A 23,401-nucleotide genomic window follows, 5' to 3' on the forward strand; every position below is an offset into this window, starting at 1 on the left:
GAGCGCTGCCGCCCAGACTTCTCCGGGCCTCATCTGTTGCGCCAGTGACACAATGACGCGGCGCGCTGCCGGTGACCCGAACCGGCCCTTTCAGCGGTTAAACTGACACGATGCACCGCATCATGAACACCGGTCGGGTCAATCTCGAGCATCTTTTCTGGCTGCGCAGCCTCGCCATCATCGGCCAGTTGCTGACCATCGCGTTCGTCCAGACCTTCGTCGGCGTCACGCTGCCGCTGCCCGCGATGCTGCTCGTGATCGGCCTCGAAGTGATCTTCAACGGCTTTACGTGGCTGCGCGTCTCCCTGCAACGGCCCGAGTCGAACCTCGAACTGTTCGGGCAACTGTGGGTCGATCTCGGTGCACTGTCGGCGCTGCTGTTTCTGTCGGGCGGCACGACCAACCCATTCGTTTCGCTGTACCTGCCATCGCTCGCGATCGCGGCAGCCGTGCTGCCGTGGCACCTGATGATCTGGCTCGCCGCCTTCGCGGTCGCATGCTACGCAGTGCTCGGTTTCGAATCGGTGCCGCTCAATCTGGATAACCCAGCGAACCTGTTCGACTACTACCGCGCCGGCATGTGGGTGAACTTCACGGTCAGCGTCGGGTTGATCGCGTGGTTCGTCGCGCGGATGTCGCAGGCGCTGCGCCAGCGCGATGCGGCGCTCGGCGACGCGCAGCAGCGGCTGTTGCGCGACGAGCGCGCGGTCGCGCTGGGTGTCCAGGCGGCGACCGTCGCGCACGAGATCGGCACGCCGCTGTCCACCATTGCGATGCTCACCGAAGAATTGCGCGATGCGGCGCGCGCCGATGCCGGGCTCAAACCGTATGCAGCCGACCTCGATCTGCTCGAGCAGCAGATGTCGATGTGCACCTCGGCGCTCGCGCGGTTGCGCAGCCGCGCGTCGGCGCCGGGCAGCCGCCAGTCGGTCGGCGAGTGGCTCGATTCGTTCGTGCAGCAATGGCGATTGCGTCACCCGCATGTCGAACTCGATACGCTCGCTGCGGCGCCGGCCGGTGCGGTGGTCGACGACACGGTCGCCGTCAGCCAGATCCTGACCATCCTGCTCGACAACGCGGCGCGCGCGAGCCGCGATCACGTCACGCTGAAGGCGTCGCTCGTCGAGCACGGCAGCGCGATCGAATTCGAGGTGTGCGACGCCGGGCCCGGCATTCCCGCCTCGCTGCGTGCGTCGCTCGGTACGGCGCCCGTCGATAGCACGCAGGGCGGCCACGGGGTTGGCCTGTATCTCGCGTTTTCCGCGGCGGCGCGCCTCGGCGGCTCGATCGAGCTGACCGACGCGCGCGACACGAGGCCGCGCGAAGTCGCGCCGCGCGGCACGCGCGCGGTGCTGCGGCTGCCGGTCGCGGCTTACGATTTATCCGGCGCGGCCGATAAAGGCCTGGCGTCGTCCAACAAGGAGAAACAAGCATGAGCGACATGAATTTCCTCGTGATCGACGATGACGAGGTGTTCTCCGGCATTCTCGCCCGCGGTCTGACGCGGCGCGGCTACACGGTGGCCGAGGCGCATAACGCCGACGACGCGATTCGCCTCGCGAACCAGCAGAAGTTCGGGCAGATCACGGTCGATCTGCATCTGGGCAAGGACTCGGGGCTCAATCTCGTCGCGCCGCTGCGCGAACTGCAGCCGAATGCGCGGATGCTCGTCCTGACCGGCTACGCGAGCATCGCGACCGCCGTGCAGGCGGTGAAGGACGGTGCGGACAACTATCTGGCGAAGCCCGCCAATGTGGAGACGATACTCGCGGCACTGCAGAGCGAAGCGAGTGCGGTGCAGGCGGAAGAAGCGATCGAGCACCCGACGCCGCTGTCGGTCGCGCGGCTCGAGTGGGAGCATATCCAGCGCGTGCTTGCGGAAAACAACGGCAATATCTCGGCGACCGCGCGCGCGTTGAACATGCATCGGCGCACCTTGCAGCGCAAGCTCGCGAAGCGGCCGGTCAAGCAGTAGCGCGCAGTCGCAAGCAGTCGCAAGCAGTCGCAAGCAGTTGCGAACGGAGCCGGCGCGGGCGGTGGGCCTCCATGGACGCGCGTGCCAAAGAAAAACGGGCGGCTTCGTGAGAAGCCGCCCGTTTAACTTCGCTGAACTGCGCGCCGTCGCGCCGACGTTCCGCCGCCGACGCGCCGATAACGCGCCGATAACGCGCTGAAAACTACAGCACGTAGCGCGAGAGATCTTCGTCGTCGGCCACTTCGTTGAGCGCGCGGTCGACATACGCGCCGTCGATCACGACGTTCGTACCCGCATGGTTGCCCGCCGAGAACGATACTTCCTCGAGCAGCTTTTCGATCACGGTATAAAGCCGGCGCGCACCGATATTCTCGGTCTTCTCGTTCACCGAGAATGCAATTTCCGCGAGACGCCGGATCCCGTCATCGGCGAACTCGAGGTGCACGTCTTCGGTTTCGAGCAACGCCTGGTATTGCTTGACGAGGCTCGCGTCGGTTGCGACGAGAATCGCTTCGAAGTCCTTCACCGACAGCGAATCGAGTTCCACGCGAATCGGAAAGCGGCCTTGCAGTTCCGGAATCAGATCGCTCGGCTTGGCCAGATGGAACGCGCCGCTCGCGATAAACAGGATGTGATCGGTCTTTACCATCCCGTACTTCGTGTTGATCGTCGTGCCTTCGACGAGCGGCAGCAAATCGCGCTGCACGCCCTGGCGCGACACCTCGCCACCGCCCGCTTCGTTGCGCGACGCAATCTTGTCGATTTCGTCGAGGAATACGATGCCGTTCTGCTCGACGTTCTGCACCGAGCGCGTCTTGATTTCCTCGTCGTTGAGCATCTTCGCGGCTTCCTCGTCGGTCAGCAGCTTCAGCGCTTCCTTCACCTTGAGCTTGCGGCGCGTCTTCTTGCCGCCGCCCAGATTCGCGAACATCGAACGGATCTGCTCGGTCATGTCCTCCATTCCGGGCGGGCCCATGATGTCCATGCCGGTCGCGGGCGCTTCAATATCCAGTTCGATTTCCTTATCGTCGAGCTGGCCTTCGCGCAGGCGCTTGCGGAACGTCTGGCGCGTCGAGCTCGGTTCGTCGTGATGCTCGGAGCCGCCCGAACCGAAGCCGACCGGCCGCGCGCCCGGCAGCAGGATATCGAGGATGCGGTCTTCGGCCTGGTCCTGCGCCTTCGAGCGCACCTTGCGCATTTCGGTCTCGCGCGTCTGCTTGACCGAGATCTCCATCAGGTCGCGCACGATGCTGTCGACGTCGCGCCCCACGTAACCGACTTCGGTGAACTTGGTGGCTTCGATCTTGATGAACGGCGCGTCCGCGAGCTTCGCGAGACGCCGCGCGATTTCGGTCTTGCCGACGCCGGTCGGTCCGATCATCAGAATGTTCTTCGGCGTGATTTCCTGCCTGAGCGGGTCGGCGACCTGCTGACGGCGCCAGCGATTGCGCAGCGCGACGGCGACGGCCTTTTTCGCGCGGTCCTGGCCGATGATGTGCTTGTCGAGTTCCGAGACGATCTCGGCGGGAGTCATGGTGCTCATCGTGGGTCCTTACTCGATCGTTTCGATGACGCGATTGTGGTTCGTGTAGATGCACATGTCGCCGGCAATCTCGAGCGACTTTTCGACGATCTCGCGCGGCGACAGGTCGGTGTTGTCCGCCAGCGCCTTTGCCGCGGCCTGCGCGTACGCGCCGCCGGAGCCGATCGCGCAGATGCCGCCTTCGGGGTCGAGCACATCGCCGTTGCCCGTGATGACGAGCGTCGCCTGTGCGTCGGCGGCGATCAGCATCGCTTCGAGCCGGCGCAGCATGCGGTCGGTGCGCCAGTCTTTCGCGAGCTCGACGGCGGCGCGGGTGAGGTTGCCCTGGTGTTTTTCCAGCTTCGCTTCGAAGCGATCGAGCAGCGAAAAGGCGTCGGCCGTGCCGCCGGCGAATCCGACCAGCACGTTGCCGTTATAGATGCGCCGGACTTTCTTCGCGCCGCCCTTCATGACGATGTTGCCGAGTGTGACCTGGCCGTCTCCGCCAAGCGCGACCTTGTCGCCGCGGCGCACGGAGACGATCGTCGTGCCGTGAAATTGCTCCATATGCGTTCCTTCATTGTGCAAAACAGGTGGTGCGCGGTGCCGGCGTTTGCGTCACCGCGGAAATCCATGGCAGCGGACCGCGCGACGCCGGTTCAGCGCGCGCGTTCGACGCATTCGGTTTATTTTAGGGCTTGCGAGCCCATATCAAGGGTCGCGGCGATGGGCACGCCGAGAAAATGCCGCGTGCAATTGCTAGGAATTTCGACAGAAGAATCTGAAATGGCCGGTAAATCGTGCGCGATTTCGATCACCGATGCGGGTGAAGCTTACCTGTCGATGCGGTTGCGATCGCGAAGCCACAAAACAAAAGAGGCGCACGAACCCGTGCGCCTCACAAGGAAGCAGCGATAAGGACGCGGACCCCGCGCCGCGCCTGACAGACGTTCAGTCGCCGAACAGCTTCTGGCGCAGCTCGCGGCGCTCCTGCGCTTCGAGCGACAGCGTGGCGGTCGGCCGCGCGATAAGGCGCGGAATGCCGATCGGCTCGCCGGTTTCTTCGCACCAGCCGTACTCACCCGATTCGATCCGCGCGAGCGACTGCTGCACTTTCTTCAGCAGCTTGCGCTCGCGATCGCGCGTGCGCAGTTCGAGCGCATGCTCTTCCTCGATCGTGGCGCGATCGGCCGGGTCCGGCACGATCACGGTTTCGCGCAGATTTTCGGTGGTTTGGCCGGCATTGCGGAGAATCTCCGCCTGCAACTGCTCAAGCCGGTTCTTGAAGAAAGCGAGCTGATCCTCGTTCATGTAATCCTTGTCGCTCATCTTCAGGATTTCGGCTTCAGTCAAGAGTCGTTTCGTCGTCATCTGGCTTGCTTCTTCAATGTGAGGCAAACGGTGAGATTTGCCCGCACTTTCGTGTTGCCCGCAAAGGCGCTTCAAAGACGCGTTGAAGACGCTCAAATCTCGCGCCGGCGAACACGGACGGTGGGCTGTCGTGACGCCGAAGCGCCGATGCGGGGCCGAACTCCTCTGGAAACCGATCTACAGATACAGCTACTCCCGAGGCAATGCTTCCCTGGCAGCGCGCGTAATGAGCCGGCTGACAAAACTGGGGGCCGGCATATCGGCGTATTGCCCGGATAAGGTTTTCCGGCGCCGTTGCTTGCCCGGCACCGTTGCGCGCTGACCGGGCGATTGGTTCTCATTCTCCAGCGGGGCTGTATTGTAACTGAATCACGCTACAGCCCCGCAATCGGGGGCAATCCCTGTCACGACCCCGGATATCGACAAAATATAACGCGCCAACTCTTAAAAAGCGATGGTCCTACGTACGTTAGACCGCAGGATTTCCCCGTGTTTCGCGCGATTGCAACGGCAGTTGCTCGCGGCTGCGGCGCGATCCGCGCAAGCGGGGCGCATGCAGCCTCAGGCAAGACACGCGTCGAGGCCGTCGGTGATCAGATCCTGCGGCAGCTCGATGCCGATAAAGACCATCTTGTTGGTCTTCTTCTCAGCCGGCTGCCACTTCGCCGCGAGATCGCTGCCCATCATCTGATGGACGCCCTGGAACACCACCTTGCGATCGACGCCCTTCATGTACAGCACGCCCTTGTAGCGCAACAGCCGTTCGCCGTAGATCTGCAGAATACCGCCGAGGAAGTCTTCGAGCCTGTTCGGATCGAACGGTCTGTCGCTGCGATACACGAACGATTTGATCTTGTCGTCGTGGTGCGCGTGATGATGGTTGTGATGCGCGTGGTCGTGGCCTTCGTGATCGCAATGGCCGTGCTCGTGATCACAGTTGGCGTGATCGTGATCATGAGCGTGATCATGGTCATGATCGTGCGCGTGGTCGTGTTCGTCTTCGGCGAGGAAGTCCGGGTCGATTTCGAGCTTCGCGTTGAGGTTGAAGCCGCGCAGATCGAAGATCTCCTTGATATCGGCGTCGCCGAAGTTCACGACCTTGATCGCCGCCTTCGGGTTCATATGCAGCAGCCGATGCCGCAAATCGCCGAGCGTCGCTTCGTCGACGAGATCCGACTTCGTGACGAACAGCCGGTCCGCGAAGCCGACCTGGCGCTGCACGACTTCGTGTTCGTCGAGCTGATGGTTTGCGTGCTTCGCATCGACGAGCGTGATGATCGCGTCGAGCAGGAATTCGTCGGCGATGCTGTCGTCCATGAAGAACGTCTGCGCGACCGGGCCCGGGTTCGCAAGACCCGTGGTCTCGATCACGACGCGGTCGAAATCGAGCTTGCCCGCCTGCTTTTGCGCCGCGAGATCGGCCAGCACGCGCGCGAGGTCGCCGCGGATCGTGCAGCAGATGCAGCCGTTGCTCATCTGGATGATCTGCTCGTCCGACTCCTGCACGAGGATCTCGTTGTCGATGTTCTCTTCGCCGAACTCGTTTTCGATCACGGCGATCTTCATGCCGTGCTGCTCGTTCAGGATGCGCTTGAGCAGCGTGGTCTTGCCGCTGCCCAGAAAGCCGGTGAGGATGGTCACGGGAATCATGTTGGTCGCCATATCGTGTCGCCTGCTGTGTATGGTGAATCTGATCAGTCTCGATGAGCGGTCTCAATGAGCACATTCAATGAGTAGTCTCAATGAGCGGACTAAATAAGACCCACGCGTGAATCGGGGGCGGGAAGCGCCGGCATCAGGGTTTTTTATGCCTTAAGCCGGCGGTTCGAGCCGGATATTGAAACATATCTGCGAGCGCGCTGCCGGATGCCGGCTCCGGACGCCGGGTCAGCACCCGTTACACCGGTGCCGTTCGCCCCCCGGGAAACAGCCAGAACTATGGGCGATCACGCAATTTGCAACAATAGGCCCTTCAGGTACTCCCCTTCCGGGAAGGCCGTGAGCAGCGGATGGTCGACACCGGCCCCGAGGCGCTTGAGAATTCGCGCATCGACACGCGCATCGGCCGCCGCACCCGCGACGATCTTCTGGAACAGATCAGCATCGATCGCGCCCGAGCACGAATAGGTGAACAACAGGCCGCCCGGACGCAGCAGCCTGAAGCCGCTCAGGTTGATGTCCTTGTACGCGCGCGCGGCTCGGTCGACATGCTCGCGCGACGGCGCGAACTTCGGCGGGTCCAGCACGATGAGGTCGAAGCGCTCGCCTTCGTCGGCAAGGCGCCGCAGCGTCTTGAACGCATCGGCGTCGAGCCATGTCGCGCGCGCGGCGTCGAAACCATTTGCTATGACGTTTTGCTGCGCAAGCGCGAGTGCTTCGCCCGACGAATCGATCGACACGACGCGCTTCGCGCCGCCTTTGAGCGCCGCCAGCGAAAAGCCGCCCGTATAGCAGAAGCAGTTCAGCACCTCGCGATCGCGCGCGAACTGCTGGACCAGCGCGCGGTTGTCGCGCTGGTCGACATAAAAGCCCGTCTTGTGGCCGTTGCGGACGTCGACGTGGTAGCGCACGCCGTTTTCGCTCGCAATCAGCGTCCCGGGCGGGGCGTCGCCGGCCATTACGCCGGTGATGGGCTCGAGTCCTTCCTTGTCGCGAATCGACACGTCGGAGCGCTCATATACGTTCGGGCAGCCGGTCGCGCCCGTCAGCGCGGCCACGATCGCCTCTTTCCACGCCTCGACGCCCGCCGCCATGAACTGGCAGACGAGCTGGCCGCGCGCGGTTTCATCATCGGCGAGGTAGTAGTCGACGATCAGGCCCGGCAAGCCATCCGCTTCGCCGAAAATCAGCCGCACGGCGCCGGTGTCGCGCACCATCGCCTGCCGGTGCGCCAGCGCGCGCTGCACGCGGCGCTTGAAGAACGCGTGGTCGATCGGTTCGGCTTCATCGAAGCTCCAGACGCGTGCGCGGATCTGCGAATGCGGGCTCCACGCGGCACGCGCGAGAAAGCGGCCGTCGTGCGCGCGCACCAGCACGGTCGCACCGGCGCCCGGCTTGCCGTCGACCCGGTCGATCGCGTTCGCGTAGACCCATGGATGGCGGCGCAGCAGCGATTTTTCCTTCGACGGTTTTAGCGTGACGGTATTCATGAATGTTGGGTGTATTCAGCAGAACAATGTGCGTTGGGACGGTTGACGATGAGCGCTGCGCGTCCTGCGTGCCGGCCGCCCGATCGAGGCCAGTCGGGCCGTGACGAGCGGGCGGCCGCGCCTTCCCGGCGTGGCGGCATTCGCACAGCCGCGCTATCCGCGTTTTTTCGCGCGCGGATGCGCCTGATCGTAGACCCGCGCGAGGTGTTGAAAATCGAGCGCGGTGTAGACCTGCGTCGCCGTAATGCTCGCGTGGCCGAGCAGTTCCTGCACCGCGCGCAGATCGCCGCTCGACTGCAGCACGTGCGTCGCGAACGAATGGCGCAGCACGTGCGGGTGCACATTGGCCGGAATGCCGGCCATGAGCGCCGCGCGCTTGACGCGCTCGCGCACGACATTGGGCGACATCCGCTTGCCGCGCGCGCTGAGAAAGAGCGGATGCGGATCGAGCTTGACGAACTCGCCGCGCACGGCGAGCCACGCGCGCAACGCAACGAGCGCCTTGCTGCCGACCGGCACGACGCGCCGGCGGTTACCCTTGCCGAGCACTTCGACTTCCGCCGCATCGAGCTTGAGCCAGCCGGCGGAGCGATAGCCATCGGCATGGGCGAAGTGGATGTCGAGGCCGACCAGTTCGGCGAGCCGCAAGCCCGACGAATAGAACAGCTCGAGCATCGCGTGATCGCGCAGGCTTTCGGTGCTGTCGGCGACCGGCGCTTCCATGAGCTTGTGCGTATCGTCGACCGATAGCGCCTTCGGCAGCGTTTTCGCCTGCTTCGGCGCGCGCACCGTCGCGACCGGGTTGGCCAGCAGTTCGACGCGCCCCGCGAGCCAGCGATAGAACGCGCGCCATGCCGACAGCCGGTGCGCAATCGAGCGTGCCGTCAGGCCGCCCGCATGCGCGCGCGCCACCGCGCCGCGAATGTCGGTCGCGGTCAGGCTTTCCAGAGGGCGGCCGTTCGCCAGCTTCTTCAGCTCGTCGAGTTCGTGCGTATAGCCGCGCAACGTATGCGCGGACAGCCGCCGCTCGTGCTCGAGACTCGACAGATAGTCGGCGATCGGATCGGCGGGCGTCACGATGGGAATGCTCCGTCAGCGCGCGAGCGGCGGCTTGTTCGTGCCCGGTGAACGGAGCGGCGCCGCATGATCAGCGCGGCAGCAGCCGGCTCAATGCGGCGCTGGCGAGCGTGCCGATCTGCGTGAGGAAGTCGGTCGCCATGCCGTCGTGAAAGCGCCGCGGGTCGGCCGAGCCCATCACGAGCAGGCCGAACACGTTGGCGGTTTCGTCGCGCTCCGGGTCGCGCAGCGCGATCAGCGAGATCGATTCGATTGCGTCGCTGCCGGCGCCGTTCGCGCCATGGGCTCCGTTCGCCCCATTCGCCCCATTCGCCCCGTTCGCCGCGTCGGGCGCGCCCGGCCCTTCACCCGGCGGCGCGGCCGACACAGCCGGCGCGAGCCATTGCGCGGCCTCGAACCCGGTGTTCGCGCCGCAGTACGGTGTAGCGAGGCTGCCTGCGAAAATGCGCACTTCCTCGCCGACCTGGCGCGTAAAGTCCGCCTGCAGATACGGCTCGGCGACGTCCCACACGCGCAGCGCGGTTTGCGGCACATCGAACACCTCGCGCAAGCCGTGCGAGATCGTGCGCGGCAGCGCGTACGGATCGCGCTCGGCCATCACGCGCGCGGTCCAGCGATTGAACTTCGCCGAGATGCTGTCGTTTTCGTGGCCGTAGCGCAGCAGTTCGGCGAGGCGCCGCTCGAGCAGCTTGTTCTTGTCGCGCAGCATTTCCATCTGCCGTTCCTGCAACGACACCGCCGCTTTGCCGTGCGGGTTCGCAAGACGGATGGTCGCGAGCAGTTCGGCGTGGTCCGCGAAGAATTCGGGGTTGGCGAGCAGGTAGTCGGCGACTTCGCGATCGTTCATGTTTTCAGCCATAAAGCCGCGCAGGCAACACGCCGCGCGGCGGTCAAGGTAATCAGTCGGCGAGCTCGATCTCGCCCTCGAACACCGTTGCTGCCGGGCCCGCCATCAGCAGCGGCGCATCGCCGCCTGTCCACGAGATGGTCAGCACGCCGCCGTGAGTGTGCACAGTGACGGGCGAGTCCAGCAAGCCACGCCGCACGCCCGCGGCCACCGCCGCGCATGCGCCCGTGCCGCACGCGAGCGTCTCGCCGGCGCCGCGCTCGTAGACGCGCAGCCTGATCTCGTTGCGCGAGACGATCTGCATGAAGCCCGCGTTCACGCGTTGCGGAAAACGCGGATGCGATTCGATGACCGGGCCGTCGGCGGTAACCGGAAACGCCTCGACATCGTCGACGACCTGCACCGCGTGCGGATTGCCCATCGACACCACCGACACCCAGCGCGTCGTGCCGTTCACGTCGAGCGGCCACAGCGTATCGGCGCCCTCGCGGCGTCCCTTATGTTCACCGTCGAGTCCGCTCGCATCGAACGGCACGCGTGCCGGCTCGAAAACCGGCGCGCCCATATCGACGGTGACCTCGCCGTCGTCCTGCATCGTCAGCGTGATGACGCCATTCGGCACCTGCACGCGTACGCTGCGCGCATCGGTGAGACCCGTGTCGCGCACGAACTTGACGAAGCAGCGCGCGCCGTTGCCGCAATGCTCGACCTCGCCGCCGTCGCAGTTGAAGATGCGATAGCGGAAATCGACCCCGTCGATGGTCGGCTTCTCGACGAGCAGCAACTGATCCGCGCCGATGCCGAAATGCCGGTTCGCGAGCGCGCGCACGTGCGCGGCCGTCAGCTCGATGGGCCGCGTGAAGCCGTCGAGCACGACGAAGTCGTTGCCCGCGCCGTGCATCTTGGTGAATTTGAGTTTCATGCCGCTATTGTAAGTGACGCGGAACCGCCGCCGTGCGGCGCGTGCGCGTGGCCCGCATCAATAAAATCCCGGCTGACCCGGCGGGCGCGTCTTGAACCGCTTGTGCACCCAGTAATACTGCTCGGGAATGCGCGGAATCTGTTCCTCGAGAAACGCGTTCATGCGGCGCGCGTCGGCTTCGTCGTCGCCGGTCGGATAGTTGTCCCACGGCTTGAAGACCCGCAGCTTATAACCCTTGTAGTCCGGCAGCACTTCGCCGATAAACGGCACGACCTGCGCATGCCCGACCTTCGCGAGACGCCCGACCGCGGTCAGTGTGCAGGTCGGCACGCCGAAGAACGGCACGAAAGTCGAGTTGCGCATGCCGTAGTCCATATCGGCGCCGAGCATGACGGGCTTGCGGTCGCGCAGCCAGCGCAGCACGATGCGCGCGCTGTCCGCACGGCTTGCCATTTCGGCGTCGAAGCGGCCGCGCGCGGCTTTTGCCACCGCTTCGAGCTCCGGATTCGACATCGGCTGATAAAGCGACCCGCACGGCCGCCGCAGCGAGTAATTGAGGAAGATCGAGCCGGCCTCGATGCCGACAAAATGAAAGCCGAGAAAGAGCGTGGGCGGCAGGTTCGGGTCGGTCAGATCGATCTCGCTCTCGAGTTGCACGAGCTTTTCGAGCTTTTTCGCCGAGCCGAACCACTGGACGCTGCGCTCCAGATAGCTGCGGATCGCATGCCGGAAGTGCTTCTGCGCGACGTCTTCGCGAACCTCGTCGCTCCATTCGGGAAAGCACAGCTTCAGGTTGATATGGACGATGCGGCGGCGCCGGCTCGGAATCTGGTAGAGCAGCCAGCCGAGGCCGTCGCCGAGCCGTGCCACGAACCCGTAAGGCAAGATCGCGAAGAACTTGAGGAGCCCAATGGCCAGCTTCGGCCCGAAGCGGCTCAGCATGCAGATACTCGACTCGGATGGGCGGAAAAGCCCGCGCGGCGCGGCGCGGCGTAATGGCAGGGGCGCGGGTGAACCAGGAGCGGATAGGAATGCGGCACGCGTGGTTACTCTGTGACGATTAGAAGAAGTCGCTATAATAAGGGCTTCGCCGAGTTAATAGACAACTTGCGGGGCGAAGCCGAAAGCGTTCTGTTTTCGTCAACCATCTGGCTGAAAAGGCCGGAAAGGGTTTTCGAAGAGCGCGGCCGGTAAAGAAATCCGCTAAAGCGTCGCCGCTTCAGGCTCTAGAAGTTGGCTACGTGAAACTCAAACCCGTAACCACATAACAAGGAGTCTGCAACGTGGCAAACGACTTTCTCTTTACCTCCGAATCCGTTTCCGAAGGCCATCCGGACAAAGTCGCGGACCAAATCTCCGACGCGATTCTCGATGCGATCTTCACGCAGGACAAATACTCGCGCGTAGCCGCTGAAACGCTGTGCAACACCGGTCTCGTCGTGCTGGCAGGTGAAATCACGACCACGGCCAACGTCGACTACATCCAGGTCGCGCGCGAAACCATCAAGCGCATCGGCTACGACAACACCGATTACGGTATCGACTATCGCGGCTGCGCCGTGCTCGTCGCGTACGACAAGCAGTCGCCGGATATCGCGCAAGGCGTCGATCGCGCACACGACAACAACCTCGATCAGGGTGCCGGCGACCAGGGCCTGATGTTCGGCTATGCCTGCGACGAAACGCCGGAACTGATGCCGCTGCCGATCCACCTGTCGCACCGCCTCGTCGAGCGTCAGGCGAATCTGCGCCGTGACGGCCGTCTGCCCTGGCTGCGTCCCGATGCGAAGTCGCAGGTCACGATCCGTTACGTCGACGGCAAGCCGCATTCGATCGACACCGTCGTGCTGTCCACGCAACATGCGCCGGAAATCGAACTGTCGACGCTGCGCGAAGCGGTGATCGAAGAAATCATCAAGCCGACGCTGCCGGCCGATCTGATCAAAGGCGACATCAAGTTCCTCGTGAACCCGACCGGCCGTTTCGTGATCGGTGGTCCGCAGGGCGATTGCGGTTTGACGGGCCGCAAGATCATCGTCGATACGTATGGCGGCGCGGCTCCGCACGGCGGCGGCGCATTCTCGGGCAAGGATCCGTCGAAGGTCGACCGCTCGGCTGCGTACGCGGGCCGTTATGTCGCGAAGAACATCGTCGCGGCGGGCCTCGCATCGCGTGCGCTGATTCAGGTTTCCTACGCGATCGGCGTGGCGCAACCCACTTCCGTGATGGTCAATACGTACGGCACGGGCCGTGTGTCGGATGCGACGATCCAGCGTCTCGTGCTCGAGCACTTCGACCTGCGTCCGAAGGGCATCGTCCAGATGCTCGACCTGCTGCGTCCGATCTACGAGAAGACGGCGGCGTATGGCCACTTCGGCCGCGAAGAGCCGGAATTCACATGGGAAGCGACGGACAAGGCGCTCGCGCTGGCTGAAGCGGCCGGCACGGAGCCGGTCGTTGCGATCGCGTAAATAGAGTCCGGTAGAAGGTAGTTTCCCGCACCCTGCACGCGCCTCGCGCGTGCAGGGTGCTTTCGTTTACGCACGGAAGGCGCTGGCGGGCGAACGGCTAGCGAGCGAACACGAACCAGCCCGTGCTTGTGGTCGACGTGCGGCGCGGCGTGCGGCTCGTGCCGATCTTCGCGCGTGCTGCCGCGTTGAATCCGCGCACGACATTGAGCCCGCCCGCGATGCCCGCGACGCGCAACGGCGGCGGCCGGCGCAGCAGCAGCGTGCGCAGCGAAAAATGACGCGATGTGCGCTGTATTTTCAGCGTCGAGAAGAACGTGCGAAACCACATGCGAACGCTATCGACGGGGCTCGCGTCGCGCCACTGTTCGGCGAGCGCGCGCGTGCGCGCGGAATGGTGACGCAGGGCGCGCACGACACGGCGGCGCGCGGGACGCGCGGCATTGAATGCGACGCGCGTAAGACCAGTACTCAGGAAGGTATGCATGGCGTGTGTTTTTTCAGGCGACGTGATGCGCGCACGGGAGGTGCAGCAACCGTGCCAGCTTTGATTCGAAGACGTGCTGGAGCATGCGCTTGCGAACAGGCGTGTCAGTGCACGCGTAAAAATCGCGGGCATGGTGCATGCAGACGGCACCGGTGCCTTGATCGCAAAAGCCTGACGAATGACGAAAGACCGCGCGGAGAGCCGCGGAGGGCCGCGCGCGCAAGAAACAACGGATGGTCGAAATCGACATGCATGCAGGCTACACGCGATCGATGACGCGAGGAAGTCGGGTTTTTACCCTTGCGGTCATTGTTCAACCGATGCGAAAGCGGCTGTTGATACGGCATGCTGCATATCGATTGCACCCTTACGTCTGTCAGGTTCCAGTCGAGTCAACGATGTGCATTGTTGCATCGGCAGCGTGCGGCGTGCCCTCATCCGATACTGCCCCATGTGATCGGCAGCGTTTTACAATCGTGATTTAGCAGTCGAACGCCATCGGAAATGTCCATGTCCGTCCATTCGAAGAAAGAGCAGGTAGAGGTGCTGCGCGAGCAGGGATTCGTCGTCGTGCCGGGTTTGATGTCGCCCGCTCGCTGCGGCGAGCTGAAGCAGGTCGCGCAACAGCAGCTGCGGGAAGCGGCGGCGCCGCTCGAGTTCGAAGCCGACTTGCGCTATCCGGGCGCGCCGGATTCGAAGCACGCGCCGGGCGGACATACGGTGCGGCGCCTGCTCGATGCGTACGCGCGTCACGCGCTGTTTCGCGAGGCGGCCACGTCATCCGACATTCGCAGCTGGATGGAACTGTATTTCGGTGAAGAGCCGCGACTTTCGCGCGCGCATCACAATTGCATGATGACCAAGCACCCCGCGTACGGCAGCCTGACGGGCTGGCATCGTGACGTGCGCTACTGGTCCTTCGAGCGCGACGATCTGGTTTCCGTGTGGTTCGCGCTGGGCCGCGAGACTGTCGATAACGGCGCGCTGTGGCTGGTGCCCGGCTCGCATACGGCAGCGCTCACGTCCGGGCGTTTCGACGACGCGAAATTCTTCCGCTCCGATCTGCCGGAGAATCAGGCGTTGATTCAAGCCGCGGTGTCGCCGGAACTGGATGTGGGCGACGTCGTCTTTTTCCACTGCAACACGCTGCATTCGGCCGGCAAGAATCTGACGGACGACGTCAAATTCTCGCTCGTGTTCACGTATCACGGCGCGAGCAATGTCCCGCTGCCGGGCTCGCGTTCGGCATCGAAGCCCGAAGTGGCGTTCTGAAGCCGCGCGTTCCAACGTTGCGCTTCGCCGCGACATGCCGACGCGGCGGCGTGTGCGCGGCCGGCGCGACCTAGCGTCTGCCTCCCAGCGTCAGTCCGATCAACCCCGCAATCGTCGCAATCGCGCCGCCGGCAAGCAGATAGATCGTCTTGTTGGTCGGCGCGCCGGTGAACACGCGCGATACGTCGTTGCTGAACGAGTGAAACGACTGTCCGCCGAAATACAGCAGCACGATGCCGCCGACGAGCAATGCAATGGATACCGCCCTGGTCATTACACAATCCTCCCTGATGTCCGGTGATGGCCGTTCTTGACGGCCGCGATGGCATGAATGGGCGCTGCGCTAAAAAAGCGGCGCCCGAGATCCCGGCAGACGTGCCATTCTGCCCGATCCCGCAGTGTGGGCTGCCGCGGGATGCCTGTGCAGCGTACACGCCGATTGGCTAACATAACGTATTCGTCGTACGAACTTTCGTACGAATACCTGTAGCGCATCGCACATGCGATGCCGCGTTCTCTTCCCAGCAGTCCCCCGCGGTTTCCATCGAGAATCAAGGATTCGAGCCATGGCTTACGAAGCAGCTTCAGCACGCTATTCCGACATGCAGTACCGCGTTTGCGGCAAGACCGGCCTCAAGCTGCCGGCGCTGTCGCTCGGTCTGTGGCACAACTTCGGCGACACGACGCCGCTCTCCACGCAACGTGACATCCTGCGCACGGCGTTCGACCTGGGCATCACGCATTTCGACCTCGCGAACAACTACGGGCCGCCGTATGGCAGCGCCGAAACCAACTTCGGCCGTCTGTTCAAGGAAGACTTCAAGCCTTATCGCGACGAACTGCTGATCTCGTCGAAGGCTGGCTACGATATGTGGCCGGGGCCATACGGCCAGGGCGGCGGCTCCCGCAAATACGTGCTCGCAAGTCTCGATCAGAGTTTGAAGCGCATGGGTCTCGACTACGTCGATATCTTCTACTCGCACCGCTTCGACCCGGATACGCCGCTCGAAGAAACGGCCGGCGCACTCGCGACGGCAGTGCAGCAGGGCAAGGCGCTCTATATCGGCATCTCGTCGTATTCGGCCGGCAAGACGCGAGAGATGGTCAAGCTGCTGCGCGAATACAAGGTGCCGCTCCTGATCCATCAGCCCGCGTACAACATGCTGAACCGCTGGATCGAGCATGAACTGCTCGATGCGCTCGAGGAAGCGGGCGCCGGTACGATCGCGTTTACGCCGCTCGCGCAAGGGCTGCTAACCGGCAAGTATCTGACCGGCGTGCCGGCGGATGCGCGTATGAACAAGGCGGGCGGCGATTCGTTTAAGGAAGAGCATTTGAGCGCGCAAAACATCGAGCACGTGCGCAAGCTCAACGACATCGCACAGCGCCGCGGTCAAAGCCTCGCACAGATGGCGCTTGCGTGGGCGCTGCGCGATCCGCGCGTGACGTCGGTGCTGATCGGCGCAAGCAAGCCCGAGCAGGTGCGCGAGAACGTCGGTGCGTTGCGTAATCTGTCGTTCACGAAGGATGAACTGGCGGAGATCGATCGCCATGCGACCGAAGGCGGGGTCAATCTGTGGGAGAAGCCGTCGACCGATCAGCGAGTCTGAGCGATACCTGCCGCAAGACGCGCAAGACCTGCAGGATCCGCAAGATCGAATGGATCGTCGGAGCCGCCGCAATGCATCGCGATGCATTGCGGCTTTTTTATCGACTGCTGGGGACCACGAAGGTTTGCGTCGCTACACGAGCGCGGGCAGTCCCTCGACGAGCGCCACCGCGCATACCACACCTAGCAGCGCGCCCATGACGCGTAGCGAGTTTCGCTTTAGAGCCGTATTGCATGGTAGGGCGCTAAGAAAAAGCGCGCCGGCCAGCGCCATCGGAATGACCAGGATGAAGTCGCTGATGGTGAAGTAGCCCATGTTTGTCTCCTTCTCTATTACTTGTCGAGCGGCCGCGCGGTCGTTCTGATTCTTATGATGCGGCTGCGACGCTCGATTTGAGTATAGGTGACGATGCAGATACCGAGAGGGGTGACTTCGCATCGAAAGCATCACGCTGTCACGGCCCAATCCCCGTCAGTCGGGGCTTCCCGCGCTTTCGGCGGGTTTCCGGCAGCTTTTTAAAAGCGTGTCGAATACTTACGCCAACCTTTCCGAATGGGCGCGCCCAAGGCCTCATTGCACACTGGGGGGAACTTGCGTTACGCCGCGCCGGCAAACTCGCGGCCGCAGGCAGATCAGCGCCGCTACCCGCGCGGCGCTTGCACCGCGCTCGCCGGTTTGTCGTCGCCTTCGGGAGGATGGACGATCTGCTCGCCGGTCGGCAGTTGCGACACATCCCAGCCGCCGCCAAGCGCCTTGATCAGCGCGACGCTCGCGGCCATCCGGCGGCGCGCGATCGATACCGCCTGCACCTCGTTGTTCAACGCCGTGGTTTGCGCCACGACGACATCGAGATAGGTGATCGCACCGTTCTTGTACCGGTCGTTCAGGATTGCGAGCGAGCGCTCGGCGGCGGACACCGCTTCGTCCTGCGCCTTCGCTTCATGTTCGAGCACGCGCAGCGCCGCGAGGTTGTCTTCGACCTGGCCGAACGCGTCGAGCACCGTTTGCCGGTACTGTGCGACGCTCTCGTCGTAGTTCGCCTGCGCCTCCTCCTTTTGCGCGCTGCGGCCGCCGAAGTCGAGCAGCGTGCCCGCGAGCGACGGCCCGAGCGACCAGAAGCGGCTCGGCGCAAGCAGCCACTGGCTATAGTTGGTCGCTTCGAGGCCGCCCGTCACGGACAGGATCAGATCCGGAAAAAACGCCGCGGTTGCGACGCCGATCTGCGCGTTCGTATTGACCATTTGCCGTTCGGCCGACGCGATATCGGGGCGCCGTTCGAGCAAGGCGGAAGGCACGCCGGCCGGCGCGACGACCGCCACCGCGTTGAGCGGAATGACGGGCAGCGAGAAGCCCGCGGGCGGCTGGCCCGTCAGGATCGCGATGGCGTGTTCGAGCTGCGCACGCTGTACGCCCAGATCGATCTGCTGCGCCTCGGTCGTGCGCAATTGCGTTTGCGCTTGCGCCACATCGGCATCGGTCGCGATGCCGCCGTTGAGCCGGTTCTGCGTCAGCTCGACGGCGTCCTTGTACGCACGGATCGTGTCGTCGAGCAGTTGCTGTTCGCGATCGATGCCGCGCAGTTCGAAGTAGTCGGTGGCGAGTTCGGCCTGCATCGACAGCAGCACGCTCTGCTCGTCGGCGGCGCTCGCCTGGGCGTTCGCCTTCGCGCCCTCGACGCTCCGCGATATGCGGCCCCACAGGTCGGGCTCCCATGTCGCGTCCGCGCCGATCGAATAGTCGTTCAGCGTCTTGCCCGCGGTCGAGCGGAATTCGATATTGCGTGACGAGCGCGCGCGCGAGTAGGCGCCCGAGTACGCGATAAGCGGGAAGAATTGCGAGCGGAACTGCGCAACGGCCGCGCGCGCCGAACGGAAGCGCGCTTCGGCGGCCTTCACGTTCTGGTTCGCGGTCGCGACCTGCTCTTCGAGCGCATTCAGTGCGGGATCCTGATAAACCTCCCACCACGCGCCGCGCAATTTTTCGTCGGCGGGCTGGGCGGTTTTCCAGCCCGTGCCTTCGAGTTCCTTGTAGGTGGCGGGCGTCGGCGCGGACGGCCGCACGTAGTCAGGTCCGACCGTGCATGCGGTGAGGAGCGCCGCCGCGGTCGCTGCGGCAAGCGTGGCAAGCGCGCGCCGGCGCAGACGGGCGTGATGACGCATCCGCACTACCCCGCCGCCGCTTGCGCGTTTGCGGTGCCGCTTGCCGCGCTCGCGCCGGCCGGGTCGCTCGCGCCGCTCGCGGGCTTCGCGGCGCCTGCCTTCGATTCCACGATGCGCACCGGCGCGCCATCGACGATCGAATCCTGCGGATTCAGAATGACCTGCTCGTTGCCGCTCAGGCCCGACGCGATTGCGACACGCGTGCCATAGTCGGTGCCGAGCTGCACCTTCACAAGCTTCACGCGTTGCTGGTCGTCGACGGTTGCGACGTTCACGCCGTTCGGACGGAACAGCAGCGCGTTACCGGGCAGCGTGTACGGTGTGCTTTGCGCGCTCAGCGCGAAATGCACCTGCGCATACGCGCCCGGCAGCAGTGCGCCGTCGCGGTTGTCGACCGCGACTTCGACGAGCATCGTGCGCTGCGTCGGGTCGACCGCGCCCGAGGTGCGCGCGACGGTGCCCGGATAATGCTTGCCCGGCGTTTCGGTGAGCGTCAGATACGCGGCCTCGTTCGCGTGGATCTGCTGCGAATAGGCCTGCGGCACATTCACGTACACGCGCAGCCGGTCCGCCTGCGCGACATGGAACAGTTCCTTTGCGGGCCCGCCTGCGCTGCCCGCATCGATCAGCGCGCCGACGTCGACATTGCGCGCGGTCACGATGCCGTCGAACGGCGCATAGACCCTCTGGAACGACTGCATCTTTTCGAGCCGCGCGACGTTGAAACGCGCCGCGTCGAGCGTGCCCTTCTTCGCGAGCATGTCGCCGACCTTCTCGTCGGTTTCCTGCTTCGACACCGACTTGTTTTTCAGCATGTCGGTCCAACGGTCCGCGGTGGTTTTCGCGAGCGCGTAGTTCGCCTGCGCGTTGGTGACGTCCGCGCGTGCCGCGCGCAACTGGTCGTCGACTTCCGGCGTATCGATTTCGGCGAGCAGCTGGCCGGCCTTCACATGGCTGCCGATATCGGCGTACCACTTCTTCAGGTAGCCGTTCGTGCGCGCGTAGATCGGGGTGTCGAGGTAAGCCTGCACATTGCCCGGCAGCACGAGGTCGAGCGCGGCATTCGACTTTTGCGGATGCACGACCTCGACGCTGAACTGCGCCGTGTGCTCGGCCTCGCGTTCGAGCGTCGCATGCGCGTCGCGGCGCGACCAGATGCCTTGCGCCGCCAGCGCCAGCACGACGATGACCGCGAGCACGGCAATCCAGCGCCCGCGTTTCGTAGCTGCCGCGGGCGGGGCGCCGCGGCTGACCGCGGATTCATCAAGAGGCTTCCCTTCCATCAACGCTCCATATCGAACGACCTTGCGCGCAACGCGCTTCCTGTCACTACGGCTTGAGCACGACATGTTCGGCGGCGCGATGCCGCCGGTCGGCAAGCCGCCGGTAAATCATCGAGAACAGCACCGGCACGAACACCAGCGTGGCGAGCGTGCCGATCATGAGGCCGCCGATCACCGCGCGGCCGAGCGGCGCGTTCTGTTCGCCGCCTTCGCCAAGGCCGATCGCCATGGGCACCATGCCGATCACCATCGCCAGCGCCGTCATCAGCACCGGGCGGAAACGCGTGAAGCCCGCGTCGATCGCCGCGCGCACCGGGTCGCCGTGCTCGAGCAACTGCTCGCGTGCGAAGCTCACCACCAGAATCGAGTTCGCGGTCGCAATGCCGATACACATGATCGCGCCCGTCAGCGCCGGGATCGACAGCGTCGTGTGCGTGAGGAACAGTATCCAGACGATGCCCGCGAGCGCGCCGGGCAGCGCGGCGATGATGATGAACGGATCGAGCCACGACTGGAAGTTCACGACAATCAGCAGATACACCAGCACGATCGCAAAGATCAGGCCCGCGAACAGGCCGCTGAACGAGTCGTTCATCGTCTGCACCTGGCCGCGTACCTTGACGGTCGATGCCTGCGGCAGGTCGGCCTTCGATTCCTCGATGATCTTGTTGATGTCGTCCGATACGGCGCCGAGATCGCGGCCGTCGGCGGTGCCGTAGATGTCGATCGTAGTTTGCGCGTTGTAGTGCGTGAGCACCGCGTTGCCGGCTTCGCGGCGCATCGTCGACAGCGCGCCGAGAATGTTCGTGTGGCCGTTCGCGTTGAGCGGAATATTGGCGAGCGATTGCAGCGAGTCCATCGTGTACTGCGGCGCTTCGGTAATCACGTTGTAGCTTACGCCGTTGCGCGGATTGAGCCAGAACGTCGGTGTGGTCTGCTGGCTGCCGGACAGCGTAATCAGCAGGTTGCGCGCGACGTCGCTTTGCGTGAAGCCCGCCTGCTGCGCGCGCGTGCGGTCGACGTCGATAAAGATGCGCGGCAGGTCCGCCGGCTGCTGGATGCGCGCGTCGGCCAGGCCCGGCACGCTGCGCAGCTTGCTCAGGAGCTGCGCCGCATAGATCCGGTTCGCCTGCACGTTGCGCCCGACAATCTGGATGTCGATCGGCGACGGCATGCCGAAGTTCAGCGTCTGGCTCACGATATCGGCGGGCAGGAACGAAAACTGGACACCGGGGAATTCATCGCTTAGCGTGCGGCGCAGTTTGCGCACGTAGTCGGCGGTCGGATGATGGTCTTCATTGAGCGTGATCAGCACGTCCGCATCCGACGTGCCAACCGTGCCGGTGCTGCTGTACGAGAGGTTGATGCCCGACACCGGCAGGCCGATGTTGTCGATGATCGAATGCAGCTCGTCCGGCGGAATCAGCTGGCGAATTCTCGAATCGACGCGATCGGTGATCACGGCTGTTTCTTCGACACGCGTGCCCGTCTTTGCGCGCAGATGCAGCGCGATGGTGCCCGCGTCGACCGATGGGAAGAAGTCGCGCCCGAGAAACGGCGTCAACAGCAACGACAGCAGACAGCAAACGAGAAAACCCGCCGAGAACAGGCCGGGTTTGGCGACGCGTGCAACGAGGAACCGGCGGTAACGCTCGCGCAGGCTCGCAAAGCCGCGTTCGAACGCGAAATGCACACGCATGAACGGATTGCGCGTTTGTGCCGGCGCGTGATGCGAATCCCCAGCCCGATGGTGATGGCGCAACAGATACTTCGCGAGCGTCGGCACGAGCGTACGCGAGAAGAAGTACGACGCGAGCATCGCGAACACGACCGCTTCGGCAAGCGGAATGAACAGATAGTGCGCGACGCCGGAAAGCAGGAACATCGGCACGAACACGATACAGATCGACAGCGTCGACACGAGCGTCGGCACCGCGATCTGGTGTGCGCCGTCGAGAATCGCCTGCTCGAGATTCTTGCCCTGTTCGAGCTGATGGCTGATGTTTTCGATCGCGACCGTCGCATCGTCGACCAATATGCCGACCGCGAGCGCGAGGCCGCCAAGCGTCATGATGTTGATCGTCTCGCCGAGCGCCGATAACGCAATGATCGACGTGATCATCGAGAGCGGAATCGACACCGCGATGATCAGCGTGGCGCGCCAGTTGCCGAGAAAGAGCAGGATCATGAGGCCCGTCAGGCACGCGGCGATCAGCGCTTCGCGCAGCACGCCCTGCACGGAGGCGCGCACGAACAGCGACTGGTCCGCAACGGGGTCGATTTTCAGCGACGCGGGGACGAGATTGCGCAGCGTCGGCATCATGTTCTTGATGTCGTTGACGATCTCGAGCGTCGACGTATTGCCGCTTTTATTGATGGTGAGCAGCGACGCGCGCTGGCCGTTCACGCGCACGATGTTGGTCTGCGGCTGGAAGCCGTCGCGCACGTGCGCGACGTCGCGAATATAGATCGTGCCGTTCGCGGTGGTCTTGACCGGGATGTTGTTCAGGCCTGCGAGCGAATCGGGGCTCGCATTCATTTCCACCGCATATTCGGTTGAGCCGATTTTCGCAGTGCCGGTCGGCACGATCAGGTTTTGCGCGGTGATCGCGTTCACGACGTCGGTCGGCGACAGATTGCGCTCCTGCAGCTTGCGCGTATCGATATCGATCATGATCTGGCGCTGCTTGCCGCCGTACGGTAGCGGCACCGATGCGCCGGGCACCGTGGCGAGCTGCGTCTTCAGGAAGTTATTACCGAAGTCGTACAGCTCCTGCTCGGTGAGCGACGGCGAAGACAGGGCCAGCCGCAGAATCGGCACGGTCGACGCGTTATAGCGCAGGATGCTCGGCGGCGTGATGCTCGGCGGCAGCGAGCGCAATTGCGATTGTGAAAGCGCGGTGACTTGCGCGAGCGCTTCCTGAATGTTCGCGTGCGGCTGGAAAAAGATCTTGACCACCGCCACGCCGTACAGCGAAGTCGATTCGATGTGCTCGATATCGTTGACCGTTGTCGACAGCCCGCGCTCGTAGTTGAGCACAATGCGCTTTTCCATCTCGTCGGCGGGCAAACCCTGGAAGGTCCAGATAACCGACAGCACTGGAATATCGATGTTCGGGAAGATATCTGTCGGAGTGCGCAGGATCGTCAGCGGCCCAACGATTAGCAGCAGCAGAGCTAGAACGACAAAGGTATATGGGCGCCGCAGCGCGAGGCGAACAATCCACATGTACAGTGCGGTCCGATGAGGGCCGAAGGG

Annotated in this window: 20 protein-coding genes; 5 read left to right on the forward strand and 15 right to left on the reverse strand. The window is 63.9% G+C overall.

Features of this window, described 5'->3' with window-relative positions; translation table 11 throughout:
* Positions 1-110: 110 nt before the first annotated feature.
* Both ACYPXD_RS30340 and ACYPXD_RS30345 read left to right on the forward strand, forming a co-directional pair.
* A complete protein-coding gene (locus tag ACYPXD_RS30340) occupies positions 111-1,436 on the forward strand; it encodes an ATP-binding protein (RefSeq protein ID WP_459720569.1) in 1,326 nt (441 codons plus the stop codon).
* Positions 1,433-1,975 (forward strand): response regulator transcription factor, encoded by a 543-nt coding sequence (locus ACYPXD_RS30345; RefSeq protein WP_075155486.1) that lies wholly within the window; start codon positions 1,433-1,435, stop codon positions 1,973-1,975. The genes ACYPXD_RS30340 and ACYPXD_RS30345 overlap by 4 nt, the downstream gene beginning before the upstream one ends.
* 202 nt (positions 1,976-2,177) lie before the next feature.
* Here the strand turns inward: ACYPXD_RS30345 and hslU are convergent, their stop codons facing one another.
* The 9 genes from hslU to ACYPXD_RS30390 form a co-directional block, all read right to left on the reverse strand.
* Positions 2,178-3,518 (reverse strand): ATP-dependent protease ATPase subunit HslU, encoded by a 1,341-nt coding sequence (gene hslU, locus ACYPXD_RS30350; RefSeq protein ID WP_459720574.1) that lies wholly within the window; start codon positions 3,516-3,518, stop codon positions 2,178-2,180.
* A gap of 9 nt (positions 3,519-3,527) precedes the next feature.
* A complete protein-coding gene (hslV, locus tag ACYPXD_RS30355) occupies positions 3,528-4,064 on the reverse strand; it encodes an ATP-dependent protease subunit HslV (RefSeq protein ID WP_459720577.1) in 537 nt (178 codons plus the stop codon).
* Between the two features lie 384 nt (positions 4,065-4,448).
* Complete coding sequence (gene dksA, locus ACYPXD_RS30360; RefSeq protein ID WP_175226179.1) at positions 4,449-4,868, reverse strand: RNA polymerase-binding protein DksA; 420 nt, start codon at positions 4,866-4,868, stop codon at positions 4,449-4,451.
* A 561-nt stretch (positions 4,869-5,429) separates the two neighbouring features.
* Positions 5,430-6,518, reverse strand: coding sequence for a CobW family GTP-binding protein (locus ACYPXD_RS30365; RefSeq protein WP_459720949.1), 1,089 nt, complete (start codon positions 6,516-6,518; stop codon positions 5,430-5,432).
* Positions 6,519-6,814: 296 nt separating this feature from the next.
* Positions 6,815-8,017 (reverse strand): class I SAM-dependent rRNA methyltransferase, encoded by a 1,203-nt coding sequence (locus ACYPXD_RS30370; RefSeq protein WP_459720584.1) that lies wholly within the window; start codon positions 8,015-8,017, stop codon positions 6,815-6,817.
* A 153-nt stretch (positions 8,018-8,170) separates the two neighbouring features.
* Positions 8,171-9,094 carry a tyrosine recombinase XerC gene (gene xerC, locus ACYPXD_RS30375; RefSeq protein WP_459720587.1) on the reverse strand — a complete coding sequence of 308 codons (924 nt, stop codon included), beginning with the start codon at positions 9,092-9,094 and terminating at the stop codon, positions 8,171-8,173.
* A 70-nt stretch (positions 9,095-9,164) separates the two neighbouring features.
* Positions 9,165-9,941, reverse strand: coding sequence for a DUF484 family protein (locus tag ACYPXD_RS30380; protein WP_459720590.1), 777 nt, complete (start codon positions 9,939-9,941; stop codon positions 9,165-9,167).
* Positions 9,942-9,993: 52 nt separating this feature from the next.
* Positions 9,994-10,863: a diaminopimelate epimerase gene (gene dapF / locus ACYPXD_RS30385; protein WP_459720593.1), complete on the reverse strand. Its 870-nt coding sequence runs from the start codon at positions 10,861-10,863 to the stop codon at positions 9,994-9,996.
* 57 nt (positions 10,864-10,920) lie between these two features.
* Positions 10,921-11,805 carry a lipid A biosynthesis lauroyl acyltransferase gene (locus ACYPXD_RS30390; protein ID WP_459720597.1) on the reverse strand — a complete coding sequence of 295 codons (885 nt, stop codon included), beginning with the start codon at positions 11,803-11,805 and terminating at the stop codon, positions 10,921-10,923.
* A 341-nt stretch (positions 11,806-12,146) separates the two neighbouring features.
* On the opposite strand from ACYPXD_RS30390, the gene metK reads away from it, so the two are divergent.
* Positions 12,147-13,334 (forward strand): methionine adenosyltransferase, encoded by a 1,188-nt coding sequence (gene metK / locus ACYPXD_RS30395; protein WP_075155495.1) that lies wholly within the window; start codon positions 12,147-12,149, stop codon positions 13,332-13,334.
* A 97-nt stretch (positions 13,335-13,431) separates the two neighbouring features.
* Here metK and ACYPXD_RS30400 read toward each other — a convergent pair whose 3' ends face one another.
* On the reverse strand, positions 13,432-13,818 hold the full coding sequence (locus tag ACYPXD_RS30400) for a hypothetical protein (RefSeq protein WP_459720602.1): 387 nt from the start codon (positions 13,816-13,818) through the stop codon (positions 13,432-13,434).
* 510 nt (positions 13,819-14,328) lie between these two features.
* On the opposite strand from ACYPXD_RS30400, the gene ACYPXD_RS30405 reads away from it, so the two are divergent.
* Positions 14,329-15,090: a phytanoyl-CoA dioxygenase family protein gene (locus ACYPXD_RS30405; protein ID WP_459720605.1), complete on the forward strand. Its 762-nt coding sequence runs from the start codon at positions 14,329-14,331 to the stop codon at positions 15,088-15,090.
* Positions 15,091-15,160: 70 nt separating this feature from the next.
* Here ACYPXD_RS30405 and ACYPXD_RS30410 read toward each other — a convergent pair whose 3' ends face one another.
* Positions 15,161-15,364, reverse strand: a complete 204-nt coding sequence (locus tag ACYPXD_RS30410; protein WP_459720609.1) for a DUF3185 family protein — start codon at positions 15,362-15,364, stop codon at positions 15,161-15,163.
* 292 nt (positions 15,365-15,656) lie between these two features.
* On the opposite strand from ACYPXD_RS30410, the gene mgrA reads away from it, so the two are divergent.
* Positions 15,657-16,700, forward strand: a complete 1,044-nt coding sequence (gene mgrA, locus ACYPXD_RS30415) for an L-glyceraldehyde 3-phosphate reductase (protein WP_459720612.1) — start codon at positions 15,657-15,659, stop codon at positions 16,698-16,700.
* Positions 16,701-16,832: 132 nt separating this feature from the next.
* Here the strand turns inward: mgrA and ACYPXD_RS30420 are convergent, their stop codons facing one another.
* The 4 genes from ACYPXD_RS30420 to ACYPXD_RS30435 form a co-directional block, all read right to left on the reverse strand.
* Complete coding sequence (locus tag ACYPXD_RS30420) at positions 16,833-17,015, reverse strand: hypothetical protein (RefSeq protein WP_459720615.1); 183 nt, start codon at positions 17,013-17,015, stop codon at positions 16,833-16,835.
* Positions 17,016-17,341: 326 nt separating this feature from the next.
* Positions 17,342-18,859, reverse strand: a complete 1,518-nt coding sequence (locus tag ACYPXD_RS30425; RefSeq protein ID WP_459720618.1) for an efflux transporter outer membrane subunit — start codon at positions 18,857-18,859, stop codon at positions 17,342-17,344.
* A gap of 5 nt (positions 18,860-18,864) precedes the next feature.
* The gene (locus ACYPXD_RS30430) at positions 18,865-20,142 is read right to left on the reverse strand and encodes an efflux RND transporter periplasmic adaptor subunit (protein WP_459720621.1); all 1,278 of its coding nucleotides are present in this window, start codon (positions 20,140-20,142) and stop codon (positions 18,865-18,867) included.
* Positions 20,143-20,188: 46 nt separating this feature from the next.
* On the reverse strand, positions 20,189-23,371 hold the full coding sequence (locus ACYPXD_RS30435; RefSeq protein WP_459720624.1) for an efflux RND transporter permease subunit: 3,183 nt from the start codon (positions 23,369-23,371) through the stop codon (positions 20,189-20,191).
* Between the last annotated feature and the right edge of the window lie 30 nt (positions 23,372-23,401).

It is taken from the genome of Paraburkholderia sp. 2C (assembly GCF_054589215.1).